Below are 13,380 nucleotides of genomic sequence, written 5' to 3' on the forward strand. Positions count from 1 at the left end.
TCCGCCGGAGTTGAAACATTCACCTGCCTCACGTCGTCGCTGTCAGGCAGGTGAGTCGAAATAGTTGAAAGAGTGTCTCTTTAACTAGTTTTTCTTCCCCGCGCCGGGCACACACATGAACCAAGCATACAGGACGCTAAAGATAGAAATTCCTTGGCGCGTCGTTGAGGAGCGCCCCGACGTCCTAGACCTCGTGGTGCGTATGCGCCAAGCGGCTGAGGAATTCGCAAGGAAGCTGTCGAAGGAGCTGACTGGGAAGGAGAGGGCCAGGCTCGTGCCGGAGGAGTTTGAGATCCTTTTTGCAAAAGAGTTAATTTGGCAGGAGTTTTCCCGGGAGAGGTGGATCCCCGTGCCACCCCCCAGTGAGAGACGTGTACCTCCTCTGGCGCCCGACGCCGCTTCTGAGGGCGAGGAGGCTGGAGGAGCTCCTCAAGACGCCGGCAAGGATCTACTATAAGTTTGAGGGGGTTTCGCCGCCGGGTAGCCACAAGCCAAACACGGCGGTGGCTCAGCTGTACTACGTGTCGAGAGAGGGGGTGGGGAGGGTCACCACGGAGACTGGGGCGGGCCAGTGGGGATCCTCAGTCGCCTTCGCCGCGTCTCTATCCGGCGTAAAGGCGATAATCTATATGGTTAGAGCATCCTATAGCCAGAAGCCGTATAGGAGGGTTGATGGAACTGTGGGGAGCGGAGGTGGTGCCCAGCCCCAGCGACAGGACCGAGGCCGGGAGGAGGTTCCTGGCTGAGGACCCCAACCACCCGGGGTCTCTGGGGATCGCTATCTCGGAGGCTGTGGAAGACGCCGTGAAGACTGGGGCGAAGTATGTCCTCGGCTCGGTTCTCAACCACGTCCTTATCCACCAGACTGTGATTGGCCTTGAGGCGGCTGAGCAGATCAGGTACTTCGGCGACTACCCAGACTACGTGGTGGGGGCCTGCGGAGGCGGTAGCTCCTTCTCGGGCCTCTTCTGGCCCTTCTACCACGAGAAGAGGGTTGGGAAGGCCGAAAAGGATGTGAGGTTTGTGGCTGTGGAGCCTGTGGCCGTCCCCACCTTGACCAGGGGAGAGTACATATACGACTTTGGGGATGCCGCCGGCTTGACGCCCTTGATTAAGATGTACACCGTGGGCCACGGCTACAAGCCGCCTCCCATACACGCGGGGGGTCTGAGGTACCACGGCTGCGCGCCTACCCTCTCTCTGCTCGTGGCAGAGGGGGAGGTGTCCGCGGTGGCCTACAGGCAGAGGGAGGTTTTCGAGGCGGCGAGACTGTTCGCCCAGGCGGAGGGGGTGGTGTCGGCGCCTGAGTCTGCACACGCTGTGAAAGCCGCCGTGGAGTTGGCTCTGCAGGCTAAGAGGGAGGGAAGGCCCGTCACGATACTCTTCAATATGTCGGGCCACGGCCTTCTGGATCTGGCGGCTTACGACGAATATATGAGGGGGGTTCTGCAGGACGTAGAGCCGACTGCGGAGGAGATTATGGCGAACATCGCCAGGGCTAAGGCCCTTCTCCGTCAGTAGACGAGGGCTAGGAAGACCTCCACCTTGTGTATCCTCTTCCTGTGGTGCCTGTAGGTGGGCTTTATGTTCAAGACCGCCCTCTCCAGCACCTCCAGCCTCCTCCCCAACCTCGCCGCGGCCTCCCGGACGTAGGCCAGAGTGGGGAGCTTGTGTATGGTGTAGACCACTTCTGCGTGCTCCACTGCTGCGTGGAGAAAGGCAATGTCTGTCCCTCTGCCACTCCATATGCCAAAGGGTGGGTTCTGGAAGGCCACTCTGAATTTCTTGACAATAGGGAGCGATGGCACAGCTGCCGCGAGAAAATCTACTGCATCGAGACCGTGGGCTTCAGCGGCCCTCTTCGCCACGGCCAGAGCCTCTACATCTACGTCTATGCATAAGACGCGGCGGGCGCCCATGGCCGCCGCCGCTAAGGCGAACCTCCCTGTGCCACAGCCCAAGTCTAAGACATCTACAAGGAGGCCTCTCATATATGCATCCCAGACGGCTGTCGCAACAATTGCCGCATCTGTGGGATACTGCTCTAGCTTGAGTTTTGGCTTCTCGAACGTGGGGAGCGACTCGACGAAGATCTCTAGCTCCTTCTTGTCTCCGGGGATCACGGCTATTTTTCACACTGGTTTTTTATGTTTAAAAATGGAAATCGAATTTGGTTCTATGAAATTGAAAATAATAACGGCCATGACGCTGATAATAGGAATAGCGGTAGGCGCACTTCTCGGGGGTTACGCCGCTCCCAAGCCCGCCCTAACCACGGTGGTTTCAACGGTGACACAGAGTTCGGTAGTGACGCAGACCTCTGTCCAGACCGTCACCCAGACGTTGGTGCAGACCACGACTGTCGCGCCTCCTGCCCCCAGGCTGTCGGCGGCGGACGTGGAGCTTAGGAGGTCGGTGGGGTCGCTGGCGGGCCGGTACTTCCTCAGCCAGTTCCCCACGGTGGCGGTGGTGACTCAGTCAAACGTCCTCTGCGGAGCCCTCGCATCTGCGTCGCTTGCCGCTCTGCCCAGCTACTCCAGGGGGTACCTGGTGCTGTACAACGCCACATCGCCCGAGGTCTCCGCGGCTAGGGCCGCCGGGGCGGCCGCCGTGTTTCTAGCCTTCGGCGGGGAGGAGGCGCCGCCTGTGGCGGATAGATCCATGAGGGACTTCCTGGCGGCTCTCACGAAGACCAACTTCACGGGGGCGCTGGTGGTGAACGGGAGGGCCTTCGCCGCGACTGACAGGTTCAAGACCGTCCTCAACGACACGAGGATCTCCAGCTGGGTCAAGGCGAGGCTTGTGTATGTGGTGTCGGCCAACGCCACCCACGTGACGGTGTCTAGGCTAAACGTGACGACAGGCGCGCTAGCGCCCGTGTTGGTGGCCGACAGGGAGACGGGCGAGGCCGTTAGGAGGTACACAGACTCGGACTCGCTGTTTCTGAGATCTGCCGTGGGCAGAGTAGCCGGCGGCGTGCTGTTTAAGGGATACGGCAGAGTGGCCATAGTCACGGGCACCGACCCCGCCTGCGCCGCGTTAACGGGCGCGGCTTTCGCCAGCTCTAGGGCCAACTCCACCCGCATCATCGCTTACACAGGCGACGGCGGAGCCCTCGCCAGGGAGATGCCAGACGCCGTGTTTATCGCCTTCGGCGGAGATATGCCCAGCTACGCCATATCCTAAGCCACGAGAGGCGCTGGCCTCCGCCAACTATACAGGCGACGTGTTGCTCCACGCCTTCGTGCTGAGGGCCACTAACCTCCTCGCCACGGCGCTGGACGACAAGACCGCACAGTGGCTCTCCCAGAGGACAGTAAAGGGCATAGTGCCCGACCTAGCCAACAGGAGAGTCAACATTGTTGTGTTTGCCGTAGCCGACGGCAGACTACGGCCGGTGAACGTAACAACCACACTCCCGATGCCGGAAGCGGTTGCACAAGCGTTAGCAAAGATACTTTCTTAAACCCTAACTTTATTCGTGAAAATAAAACTGGCCTTGGCACTTTTCATAGTTATGGCGATTTCTCTCTTACTCTACTGGGCTCTAGTTCCACAGACTCCAACGCCGACGTATAGGTATCAACTTGTCGTAGTTATAGAATTAAGAGACGTAGGCGAATACATGTGGCTGTGTGGCGCGTCTGTAGAATACCCTTTCAACTATTTCGACTCACCTGCCTGACGGCGCCGCTGTAAGGCAGATGAGTCGAGAAAGCCGAAAGAATGCTTCAAAGCTTTTTCTCCCCCACGCCTTCGCATATGGGCCCATCCTTCAGAGTGCAAAACAATAGTTTTTTCCTCACTGGTGGCCATCAAACTTTTAACTTCGTAAATTTTCTTCTCCCATGAACCACATCCCCCGGCCCTGGGGCCCGGCCGGTCAGCCGCGCCCGTACGCCAGGGCACGGCCGTGCCCCTCTCGCCTCCGCCCCGCCCTCGCGGCGTCTGGCGGAGGCGGGCCCCAAGCCCCCGGGAGAGGGCCGGGGCGCCACTCTTTGAAAGGGGGGCGCGTCAGTAGGGATCAAGTTCTTTACGTACCCCCTGGTCTTCTCCTCTATCCATCTGTTTATCTCGACAAGCGCGGAGCGATCCGCGAAGTCCGCCCGCCTCAGCTCCGCCCCTAGACAAGACAGCCCCCGCTCATACTCCTCCCTCAGCGGGAACCCGCGTTGTACCCATGCGGCCACGGCCTCCTCGACTCCACGCCCAGCCTGAGCCAAGGCGCAGGCGTCGTCGCCAAAGCCGAACACCCTCCTGATCTCTTCTCTGGTCTCCCCAGCCGCGCCCGCGTAGGCCATGGCAAAGGCTTTATATACGGAATACGGCGAGAGGACAAGGTTTTCGTGAAGTCTCTCCAAGGCTATTCTCTTATAGAAACTGACGGCGAAATCGCCATAGCTACCGCTCTCCAGAGAGATGGAAGAGGGGGCGCAGGAGCAGATGTGGAAGACGTGGGAGGAGAGTGCGTGGACGCCTCCTTAAGAGACATGATGAAGATCAGCAACACTACCAAAGCCACCGCAACCGGTAGAACAGCCCACAGCCTCATGGCAAAGACCCATTTTTAGCCTTTTATATCTAATGTACTGACAGTACATACCTACACCCCCGCCTATGCTACATGAGCCATCTGTTGGCGCCGCAATATTAGCTACATGCAGTTGGGTGAGAAGTTTAGGAGAGTGAGCCCGTGGTGTCTTTACGCGGACGTCCTTGACGTAGGTGTGGAAACCCGTTGTGTCCAACACAGATGTCGGTCTTGGGCAGACGGTCTATGGTGACGTGAGGCTAGCTGATTGTCATCTGTGGCCGGAGGCATGTGCTATGACGTCTGCCAGTGTTTCTACATACCTAGCCCACTTTTTCAGCTCTTGGAGTGGGGGTGGGCTGAGACACCGCTTGAAGTACGGCGGCGGCTCTAGCCCTCTTTCAGCTAGACAACGAGCGGCTCTTGCCCAGGTGTAGACCTGTGCCGCGCCGCAGAGCAATGCCGCGGCTGTAAAAACTAACCCCTTGGCGGATTTGCAGACGGCCACCGGGTCGCTGGATTTTAGAAAGACGTGAGCTCTTGCTTTGGCTACCGCCACCTCTTCTTTGAGTGCTTTCTCTAGGTCTATCACGTAAGTCCTGCCGCATATCAAAACGCCGGTGTGGGTAACGAAATAGTGGAATAGATCGTCGGCTGGCGTCGGCAAGATTTGTGCATCATAGCCCGGCGGCAAATCCCCGCCGAAGCCGTACACGATGACATCAACGTCTTCTCCCCCCTCCAGCGCGCCGCCGAATAGATAAACCGAGGAGTTCGTGCAGAGTTTCTGGAAGTCGCGGTAGACCCTTTTCACCAGGTCGAGAGGTGGTGGGTTATACATTCTGTAGCATGGCGTTGGGACATGTCTCTCCTCGCCCACCCTCCTGATGTGTACCACCTCAAGCCCCTGCCGAGTTAGATAGTCGGCTAGAAACTGCCTATGGCATGCCCGCCAGTTCTCCTCTCTACATAAGATGGCCACGGTGTGCCGCTTTGCCAGAGAGACAAGCTCTTCGAGTTGGAAGAGGGCAGGGGCGTAGTGGTAGAGCCGCCACACGTAAACGTCGAAGGTGTGCGATTCAACGCAGCCGGCCCGCGGCCCCCTCACACCTAGAGCTCCGAGCTCTCCCAGCCATACGTAGTTTATGCCTGTCTCTGCCAGGGCAGACCTCAAGGCATCGCCTGCGTAAAAGGGGTACTTTGACCGTGGGAACCTCCTAACGTCGACCACGACCTCAACCCCCCGTTTCTTTAGCTCTTGCATAAACTCGCTAGGTGTAAACCCGGAGTAGCCAATAGTGTACACTATGTACCACCAGTACTTACATTTATAAGTGGTCTTGGATAAAACCTGTTAGATCATGAAGAGACTAGTTACGATGTTGGCGATCTCCACGGCGGCAGTAGCGTTACTGTTATTCCAGCTAATGCTACAGTCGGCCCACCGCAGCGAGCTGGGAAGGCCGGAGCCGTATGTCGTGGGAAACGCCGCCATTACGCAAACCATTTACCCCTACGCCCGACACGGGGGATCTCCCCTGCGCCGTACATCTACGTCTCAACGTTAGCAAACCTGACGCTTGTAGCGGGCTTCGCCAACGTGAGTTTGCACAACCGCTCGGCTGTCGCGCTATCCAACACCTCGTTCCTCAACGGGTTCGGAGCTGTTTACGACGTCGCCATCTCTGCAGGCAAGGCGTCTGTCCCTCCGCCTTGGGCGGTCGCGCTGGGAGGGGCTGGGGTTGCCCTGTACGGCTACGGCCTCTACCTATCTCTCTGCCGCGGGCCCCTCTGCAGGTGGAGGAGGTTCAAGGCCCTCCGCCCCCTCTCGGCGGCGGCGGTGGCCACGTCGCTGGCTCTGCTCTACGTCTCTCCCCTCTACCTCGTCCTCTCTATCCCCGGCGCCTGGGGCATCGCCCACTACTACAGGGCGAGGAGGAGGCTGGCCACATGGCTAAGTTCGACCTTGACGTAGTCGCCAAGATCCTCCTCCTACTGCTAAGGGGCCCCATGGGGAGGACGGCACTTTACATGAGGACCAAGCTCAACTACCCGAGATACCTGGAGTATCTGGAGTACCTAAGGGAGAGGGGCCTAATTGTCGAGCGAGACGGCGTAGTGACGCTGACTGAAAAAGGCGTAGAGGTGGCTAAAGCCCTAGACAAGGCACTAGGCGAGCTACTGTAGCTCGTCGAGCACAGAAACGTCCGGTGTTGGGCTCGCAGACCCTGCCGTCGTACGCGCCTATGCGTCATAGAGAAACGCCTCTACGGCGGTGTTGGACAGCTGTTGAGAAGGTTGTAAGAGTTAGCGCAGTGGTATGGCGGTGACCGCGCCTTTGTCCGCCTGTTGGACCAATGCGGCGTATTTTGCGAGGAGTCCTCCGGAGTATTTGGGGGGTGGCGGCGTCCAGTTTTTCCTTCTCCTCTCCAACTCCTCCTGGGGGATCTGTAGAGTTATGCGGCCTGTCTCGCCGTCTATGGCTATTCTGTCTCCGTTTTCTACTAGGGCTATGGGGCCACCCACGGCGGCCTCGGGGGCGACGTGTCCCACCATTATGCCGCGGGTGGCTCCCGAGAAGCGGCCGTCTGTCACCAGGGCTACCGCCTCGCCGAGGCCTGCGCCGACGATGGCTGCGGTGACTTTAAGCATCTCTGGCATGCCTGGGGCGCCCTTCGGCCCCTCGTACCTTATCACTACGACGTCTCCGGGCTTTATCTCGCCGGCGGCTACTGCCTTGAAGGCCTCTGCCTCTCCGTTGTATACCTTGGCCTTCCCCTCGAACTTCAGCTTGTCGGCGGCGCCTATCTTCATCACAGCGCCGTCTGGGGCTAGGTTGCCCCTGAGGATTCTGATGCCGGAGTAGGGCTTGTAGGGCTTCTCCACGCTGTAGAGGATGCCGTCTTCAGGCACGGCGGGGGGTTGCCACCTCTCCAGGAGTTTGCCTATGGTCTCACCCTCGACGGTAAGAGCCTCCGGCCTGAGGAGGCCGGCTTTGTAGAGCTTCTTTAATATCCTCGGCGCGCCGCCTATTCTGTCAAGGTCTTGCATGGCGTAGGGCCCTGCCGGCCTTAGGGCGGCTATGACGGGAACCCTCCTGCTTATCTCGTCGAAGTCGTCCAGAGTGAACTTCACCCCCGCCTCATATGCTATGGCCAGGAGGTGGAGTATCGCGTTTGTAGAGCCCGCAGTGGCAAACAATGTCACGGCGGCGTTGTAGATGGCGTCGTATGTGACCACCTTACGCGGCGTTATGCCGAGCTCGGCGGCTTTTAAAACGGCGCGTCCAGAGGCCACGGCGTAGGCCTTGCGCCTGGCCGAGGTGGCGGGGGGCGAGGCCGAGCCGAGGAGGGCTAGGCCGAGAGCCTCCGAAAGTATCGCCATGGTGTTGGCGGTGAAGAGGCCTTGGCACGTGCCGTAGGTGGGGAAGGAGAGCTCCTCTATCCTCTTGAGCTCTTCCAGCGTGATCTTCCCCGCCAGGTAGGACCCCACTGCCTCGAAGGTGTCCTCTATGGTGAGCTCCCGCTCGCCGAGCCATCCTGCCTCTGCAGTACCGCCATACATATAAACAGCGGGGAGGTCTAGCCTAACCATAGCCATCATTATGCCCGGTTGTGTCTTGTCGCATCCGCCTATGCCCACCCATGCGTCTATGCCATGGGCGTTAAACTGCGCTTCTATTGTGTCTGCTATTAAATCTCGGCTGATTAGAGAATACCTCATGCCCGGAGTCCCCATGTTTATCCCATCGTTTACAACTATTGTGGGGGCTATGAGTCCCACGCCGCCGGCTTCTTTTATCCCCTCTTTTACATACTTAGCTAGCTCTAGCGTGTGGTAATTACAAGGCCCTAGCTCAGACCACGCCGCTAAGACTCCGACAAGCGGTTTTGTAAAATCTTCGTCTGTAAAACCAATGGCACGAAGATACGACCGATGGGGTGTGTTGTCTATGCCGTCGTACCACGCCGGAGATCTTATTCTGACCTTTACCATATATATGGAACTACTTGGCTTTATATAGTCAACGGCTTGGCGATGTAGATGTTGTGTTTGTTTTCTATCACTTTCACCTTTACTCTACGCCCTATTAATTCGTCGGAAGCCCTCCAGCCGTAGGCCACTGTAAAAGTCCTATCTAACACAGCCGTCCCTCTTCTTGTAATCGGCACGCCTAACATCTCCCCCTTGAATATACCTCTGGCAGTTACTTCTACGGTTACTATCTCACCTACTTTATATGGCTTTGGAAGCTCCGGCGCTTTATGTATGTTATACTCTCCACGTTTTGGAACTAGAGACACGCCAAGTTCCTTTTCCATTTCTCTTAGTTTTTTCCAAAACTCGCCCCAAGACATAGGTCTGACTCTAACCCGTCTCCCTCTTTTATGCGGGATATATTTCTGAATCAAGACCGGGGTGTAGACCCCCCTCCCCACTCCGTGCTCTACAGCCCATCTGACTATCTTTGGCAACTCGCCGTCGTTTAATCCAGGTACCCATACGGGGCTTATCACTACGTTTATCCCGGCGCCAAGGGCCGCCTCGATTAAATGCAATACCTTTTCGACATTGTACCATTCGGTGTCTGCAAGTCTTTTTGCAAGGTTTGTATCTAGTGCATCTAAGCTAACGTTTATTCTATCGAGACCAGCCTTCGCTAATTCTTTAATTTTATTCTCGTCAAACATATAGAGACGAGTTTGCATAGATACAATTGATACGCCACGTATAGACTTTGCGCCTTTTACTAATTCCACAAGCTCGGGGTAATGGCCCGGGTCTCCCATTCCATCTATATGTATTTCTATATCATCTAGTTTTTTAAAGTGGACAACTTCCTCCAGAGCCGTTAATAAAGCATCTAACTCTACTTCATACTCAGCCCATCTAATTTTTGACATAGGGCCTGCGTTTACAGAGCAAAAGATGCATGACAAGGCGCAGAGACTTGTAGGCCTTACTTCTAATACATTAGTCCCTCTGTCAACTATTCCAAAGGCTAAAGTGCCTACCTGTGGCGTGTCAGCCTTTAGCCTATATACCGGGCGGCTATTCATTGCCAGATAGAGAATTCGTCTTGTACCATTTATATCTTTACAAATTGTCAAAGCTATCTTTACCGTTACTAAATTTTTATAAGAGATTTTTAATTTTAGAAAATATTACTCAATATACGTAAAGAATAGGAATACTTTAAAATATTCGTTAAACAACAATGTATGGTTGTATTTAGAGTAATACGAGTAGATCTATCTACCGAGAAAATAACAGAAGAGGTGTATAAGGAAGACGTCTTGAGGAAGTTCCTAGGCGGGAGAGGATTAGGCTCTTACCTAGCTCTGAAGGAGATCCCCCGGGGGATAGATCCGTTTTCGCCTAGTAATAAACTTTACATATTCACCGGACCCCTAAGTGGTTTGGCAACACTTGCCACGAGCAGGGTAACTGTCGTTACAAAATCCCCCTTGACAGGATCTCTTACACACTCAAACGCCGGAGGTAATTTTGCATACATGTTGAGGAGGGCTGGCTATGATGGCATTATAGTAGAGGGTAAGGCAGAGGAGCCAGTCTATATATTGATTAAAGAGGGTGAAGTAAGTATAAGGCCAGCTAAGCACATTTGGGGCAAGTGGACGGGCGCAGCGACAAAGGCTTTGCTTGAAGACGCTGGATTTGAAGGCGATGAGCGTAAGGCAGGCGTGGCCACTATAGGCCCAGCTGGCGAGAATCTGTCGAGAATAGCCGGAATTAGATTCAGTGATTATGAGCGTTTTGCCGGAAGAGGCGGCGTAGGGGCTGTCATGGGCTCGAAAAGACTCAAGGGGATAGTGGCATGGGGTACCCGCGACTTGTATTCACTAGTTGTAGACAGAAAGAAATGGATAGAAGAAACTAGTAAGCTAGCGCAGAGAATAGCAAATGGGCCTACTGCTAAGACGTTACATACCTATGGTACTAACATACTTATGAATATCATAAATTCAGTGGGGGGACTTCCTACGCGGAATTTTGAAACTGGGTATTTTGAAGAAGCAGAGAAGATATCTGGTGAGTATATCAAACAGAACTATGTTGTTGAAGTACACGGCTGTGCCCAATGTCCCATTGCATGTACACAGATGGTAGAGGTGAAGTCCGGCCCGTACAAGTTCATTGGCAAGGCTAAGTATGAGTATGAAAATACATGGGCTCTCGGCGCAAATCTCGGAGTTGGAAATCCAGAGGCTGTTTTAAAACTACAGAAGTTAGCAAACGAATTGGGGTTTGACGCAATTTCTCTTGGCAACACCCTAGCTGTTGCAATAGAACTCGCCAAGAAGGGCAAGTTAAACATACCGCTGGAGTGGGGCGACCCAACTCCGCTTATCGACTTAGTCTACAAGATGGCGTATAGAGACGGCATAGGCGAGGAGTTGGCAGAAGGCGATTATAGACTTGCTATGAAATATGGCGAGCCAGAGGCCTTTGTCGGATCTAGAGGACAGGGCTTCCCAGCCTACGATCCAAGAGCACTTAAGAGCTTTGCAATTGCGTATGTTACTGCAAACCGCGGCGGCGACCATCTCGAGGCCTACGCACCCACTTGGGAGGTCCTCGGCGTGCCGGAGAAGGTCGATCCGCTTTGTGAAACGTCAGAGTGTATAAAGAAGAAGGTGGAGCTTGTTGTATATGCCCAACACTTAATGGCGCTTGCAGACTCTGTAACATTTTGTAAATTTGCCACATTAGATAAAGAGGGGCTGTTTGAAAAAGACCTTGCACATTTATTTAATCTGGCGTTTGGATGGGACGTGACGCCTGAGGAGATGCTTATGATAGGCGAGCGTATATTTAACATAGAGAGGCTATTTCATGTAAAAGAGGGGAGGTGGGTAAGAGACGAGCTGCCACCTAGGTTGAGGAAAGAGCTTCCCACGGGCCCGGCTAAGGGCCACGGCGCATTAAAGACATTTGAAGAGGGGATAAAGGAGTATTACGCAATAAGGGGCTGGGTCGATGGGAAGCCGACTTATGAAACTTTGAAGAGACTTGGTCTAGAGGAGTTTCAGTACCTTTTGTAAAATCTCTTTTTTCAACATATATTAACCTAGATTACCTAGGGGGAGTGTATGCAGTATTTTACAGACCTGATTTAAGGCCTTTGGCCGAGGAGTTTAAGAGGAAATACGGCGCTGTGGAGTTGACATGCGATGGTGATTATAGCCATGTATTTATCTTCGGCGGAGATGGTACACTACTTGAGGCGTTGCGTACACGTTCTTGTATCTTAGACTCAGTAGTTATACACTTAGGCATGGGGAGGGTTAACTTCTATAGGAGCTCTGATTATACAATTTCTCCTGATGAAGCCATAAGGAGGGTGGAGATGGAAAATTACAGAATTCTAGAGTTTTCAACTCTTGAGTCTGAGGATTGCGTAGTACTTAATGAGTTTTTAGTTTATAGGAGGGAACTTGGGAGACTCCTCAGTTTTAAGTTGCAGAGCGATGGCGGGGAAGTAATGGGAAGAGCCGATGGAATAATTGTGTCTACCCCCCATGGCGCCTCTGGCTATGTTGTTTCTACTTTTGGCCCAGTTGTTGATTATCGTGCCAATGTCATGGTGATATCATTTATAGCCCCATTTACGCTATATCTTCGACCTCTTGTAGTATCTGCTGACAGTCTCACTATAGAGACTGCAGAAGAGGCTGTGCTTGTGTGTGACGGTAGGGAAAGACGACGTGGGAAGAGTTTTGAAATTAGGAGGGGAAAGAAGAAACTCAAACTCGCCGTTTTTGGAGAGTTTCGGTTTCTTAATAGAGTTGTGGAGAGGTTAAGAAGTCTATGAATTGTTTTGTACTAGACGCTTCAGCGTTTATACATGGCAGAGACTTGAGAATATTTTCTGGTATATTGTATACAACTAGAGAGGTAGCGGAGGAGTTGAAAGACCCCAGAGCCCAAGCTGTTCTAGACATCTTGCATATAGAAGTCGTAGAAGTAGATGAGAAGAGAATAAGAGATATCGTAAAAAAATTTAGCCACCTCTCTCGTGCAGACGCTTCGTTAATTGTCCTGGCCTTAGAGAAGGGATGTGTTCTTGTCACTGACGACAGCGGATTAGCTACTGTTGCTAAAAAATTAGGCATAAAAGTGGAGGGCGTCTTCTACAGGAGGTCGCAGAGATAGGAGCCAGCGGCAGCGGCGATAGGTATTGTCAAATTATCTTCATAACTAAGTGCATCGGCAATTACTACAAATATTGTGATTACAGTAGCTTTGAGCGGAGGTACTTCAACAGCGGTAAGAGCCAAGATGTTGCAGATAGCGCCAGAAAAGGTCCCCCATATAGTTAATTTGCCAAGTGCTCTTTTTCCACCAAACACAGTTCCCGCTATGGCGCTAATGGCGTCATAAACAGCCATGCTCACAAGCGAGACGGTGATGTGAGAACTTCCAAATATTGTTAGAGTGATTAAGAATCCGACAGCGCCCATGAGTATGCCCAGATACCCATGTCTCTTTTCGTAGTCGCGTTCCGCCGTTACTATAAGTTGTTCTAGCTGTCTCACAGCGTTTTGATACTGTGTCTTAAGCTCCGGTTTGTCTAGCGGTAGTAATATCTCTAGTCTGTCGAAAATCTCTTCTATAGTCCTGAAGAAGTTTTGTCGAAACTCCTCCCACATATACGGCTTTTTTACTTGTATTGAATACACTATCCCACTTACAAAAGCGAGAAATGCAATATAGGGCTCCGCGGGGATTTGGGCAAATACCGGCACCGCCAAAAGTAATACAAAAATAACGTGAAAAATCTTCCTGGCGAGAAGAGCGCGTAGCTCTGAAAACTTCGACATAGA

16 protein-coding genes and 1 pseudogene are annotated in these 13,380 nt (G+C 53.6%); 10 read left to right on the forward strand and 7 right to left on the reverse strand.

From position 1 onward, the window contains the following. Nucleotides 1–115 precede the first annotated feature (115 nt). Nucleotides 116–1,521, forward strand: a pseudogene (locus tag ACZ49R_RS05680) (TrpB-like pyridoxal phosphate-dependent enzyme). Here the strand turns inward: ACZ49R_RS05680 and ACZ49R_RS05685 are convergent. Continuing rightward, a complete protein-coding gene (locus tag ACZ49R_RS05685) occupies nt 1,515–2,123 on the reverse strand; it encodes an METTL5 family protein (RefSeq protein WP_464732312.1) in 609 nt (202 codons plus the stop codon). The pseudogene ACZ49R_RS05680 and the gene ACZ49R_RS05685 sit on opposite strands and share 7 nt — an antisense overlap. Here ACZ49R_RS05685 and ACZ49R_RS05690 point away from each other — a divergent pair. The 3 genes from ACZ49R_RS05690 to ACZ49R_RS05700 are packed head-to-tail and all read left to right on the forward strand — an operon-like array spanning nt 2,107 to nt 3,685. Continuing rightward, nucleotides 2,107–3,186, forward strand: coding sequence for a hypothetical protein (locus ACZ49R_RS05690; protein ID WP_464732313.1), 1,080 nt, complete (start codon nt 2,107–2,109; stop codon nt 3,184–3,186). The two genes, ACZ49R_RS05685 and ACZ49R_RS05690, sit on opposite strands and share 17 nt — an antisense overlap. A 40-nt stretch (nt 3,187–3,226) precedes the next feature. Further along, nucleotides 3,227–3,466 carry a hypothetical protein gene (locus tag ACZ49R_RS05695; protein WP_464732314.1) on the forward strand — a complete coding sequence of 80 codons (240 nt, stop codon included), beginning with the start codon at nt 3,227–3,229 and terminating at the stop codon, nt 3,464–3,466. A gap of 15 nt (nt 3,467–3,481) precedes the next feature. Further along, nucleotides 3,482–3,685, forward strand: coding sequence for a hypothetical protein (locus ACZ49R_RS05700; RefSeq protein WP_464732315.1), 204 nt, complete (start codon nt 3,482–3,484; stop codon nt 3,683–3,685). A gap of 130 nt (nt 3,686–3,815) precedes the next feature. Here ACZ49R_RS05700 and ACZ49R_RS05705 read toward each other — a convergent pair whose 3' ends face one another. Beyond that, a complete protein-coding gene (locus ACZ49R_RS05705; protein ID WP_464732316.1) occupies nt 3,816–4,361 on the reverse strand; it encodes a serpin family protein in 546 nt (181 codons plus the stop codon). On the opposite strand from ACZ49R_RS05705, the gene ACZ49R_RS05710 reads away from it, so the two are divergent. Then, the gene (locus ACZ49R_RS05710; RefSeq protein ID WP_464732317.1) at nt 4,347–4,571 is read left to right on the forward strand and encodes a hypothetical protein; all 225 of its coding nucleotides are present in this window, start codon (nt 4,347–4,349) and stop codon (nt 4,569–4,571) included. The genes ACZ49R_RS05705 and ACZ49R_RS05710 overlap by 15 nt on opposite strands. A 231-nt stretch (nt 4,572–4,802) precedes the next feature. Here the strand turns inward: ACZ49R_RS05710 and ACZ49R_RS05715 are convergent, their stop codons facing one another. After that, entirely contained in the window at nt 4,803–5,837 is a 1,035-nt protein-coding gene (locus ACZ49R_RS05715) for a DUF488 domain-containing protein (RefSeq protein ID WP_464732318.1), read from the reverse strand. A gap of 48 nt (nt 5,838–5,885) precedes the next feature. After that, nucleotides 5,886–6,038 carry a hypothetical protein gene (locus ACZ49R_RS05720; RefSeq protein WP_464732319.1) on the reverse strand — a complete coding sequence of 51 codons (153 nt, stop codon included), beginning with the start codon at nt 6,036–6,038 and terminating at the stop codon, nt 5,886–5,888. A gap of 93 nt (nt 6,039–6,131) precedes the next feature. Between ACZ49R_RS05720 and ACZ49R_RS05725 the strand changes: the two genes are divergently transcribed. Both ACZ49R_RS05725 and ACZ49R_RS05730 read left to right on the forward strand, forming a co-directional pair. Beyond that, nucleotides 6,132–6,506 carry a hypothetical protein gene (locus ACZ49R_RS05725; RefSeq protein ID WP_464732320.1) on the forward strand — a complete coding sequence of 125 codons (375 nt, stop codon included), beginning with the start codon at nt 6,132–6,134 and terminating at the stop codon, nt 6,504–6,506. Continuing rightward, on the forward strand, nt 6,482–6,718 hold the full coding sequence (locus ACZ49R_RS05730; protein WP_464732321.1) for a winged helix-turn-helix domain-containing protein: 237 nt from the start codon (nt 6,482–6,484) through the stop codon (nt 6,716–6,718). The genes ACZ49R_RS05725 and ACZ49R_RS05730 overlap by 25 nt, the downstream gene beginning before the upstream one ends. Nucleotides 6,719–6,838: 120 nt before the next feature. On the opposite strand, the gene ilvD is transcribed toward ACZ49R_RS05730, so the two are convergent. Both ilvD and ACZ49R_RS05740 read right to left on the reverse strand, forming a co-directional pair. Continuing rightward, a complete protein-coding gene (gene ilvD / locus ACZ49R_RS05735) occupies nt 6,839–8,527 on the reverse strand; it encodes a dihydroxy-acid dehydratase (RefSeq protein ID WP_464732322.1) in 1,689 nt (562 codons plus the stop codon). A 20-nt stretch (nt 8,528–8,547) separates the two neighbouring features. After that, nucleotides 8,548–9,591: a radical SAM protein gene (locus tag ACZ49R_RS05740; RefSeq protein WP_464732323.1), complete on the reverse strand. Its 1,044-nt coding sequence runs from the start codon at nt 9,589–9,591 to the stop codon at nt 8,548–8,550. A gap of 162 nt (nt 9,592–9,753) precedes the next feature. On the opposite strand from ACZ49R_RS05740, the gene ACZ49R_RS05745 reads away from it, so the two are divergent. The 3 genes from ACZ49R_RS05745 to ACZ49R_RS05755 are packed head-to-tail and all read left to right on the forward strand — an operon-like array spanning nt 9,754 to nt 12,709. Continuing rightward, nucleotides 9,754–11,598, forward strand: a complete 1,845-nt coding sequence (locus ACZ49R_RS05745; RefSeq protein ID WP_464732324.1) for an aldehyde ferredoxin oxidoreductase family protein — start codon at nt 9,754–9,756, stop codon at nt 11,596–11,598. 44 nt (nt 11,599–11,642) lie between these two features. Continuing rightward, the gene (locus ACZ49R_RS05750; RefSeq protein ID WP_464732325.1) at nt 11,643–12,368 is read left to right on the forward strand and encodes an NAD(+)/NADH kinase; all 726 of its coding nucleotides are present in this window, start codon (nt 11,643–11,645) and stop codon (nt 12,366–12,368) included. Continuing rightward, the gene (locus ACZ49R_RS05755) at nt 12,365–12,709 is read left to right on the forward strand and encodes a PIN domain-containing protein (protein ID WP_011762489.1); all 345 of its coding nucleotides are present in this window, start codon (nt 12,365–12,367) and stop codon (nt 12,707–12,709) included. The genes ACZ49R_RS05750 and ACZ49R_RS05755 overlap by 4 nt, the downstream gene beginning before the upstream one ends. Here the strand turns inward: ACZ49R_RS05755 and ACZ49R_RS05760 are convergent. Continuing rightward, the gene (locus ACZ49R_RS05760) at nt 12,688–13,377 is read right to left on the reverse strand and encodes a diacylglycerol/polyprenol kinase family protein (protein ID WP_464732326.1); all 690 of its coding nucleotides are present in this window, start codon (nt 13,375–13,377) and stop codon (nt 12,688–12,690) included. The genes ACZ49R_RS05755 and ACZ49R_RS05760 overlap by 22 nt on opposite strands. Between the last annotated feature and the right edge of the window lie 3 nt (nt 13,378–13,380).

The sequence above is a fragment of the Pyrobaculum organotrophum genome, from assembly GCF_055384425.1.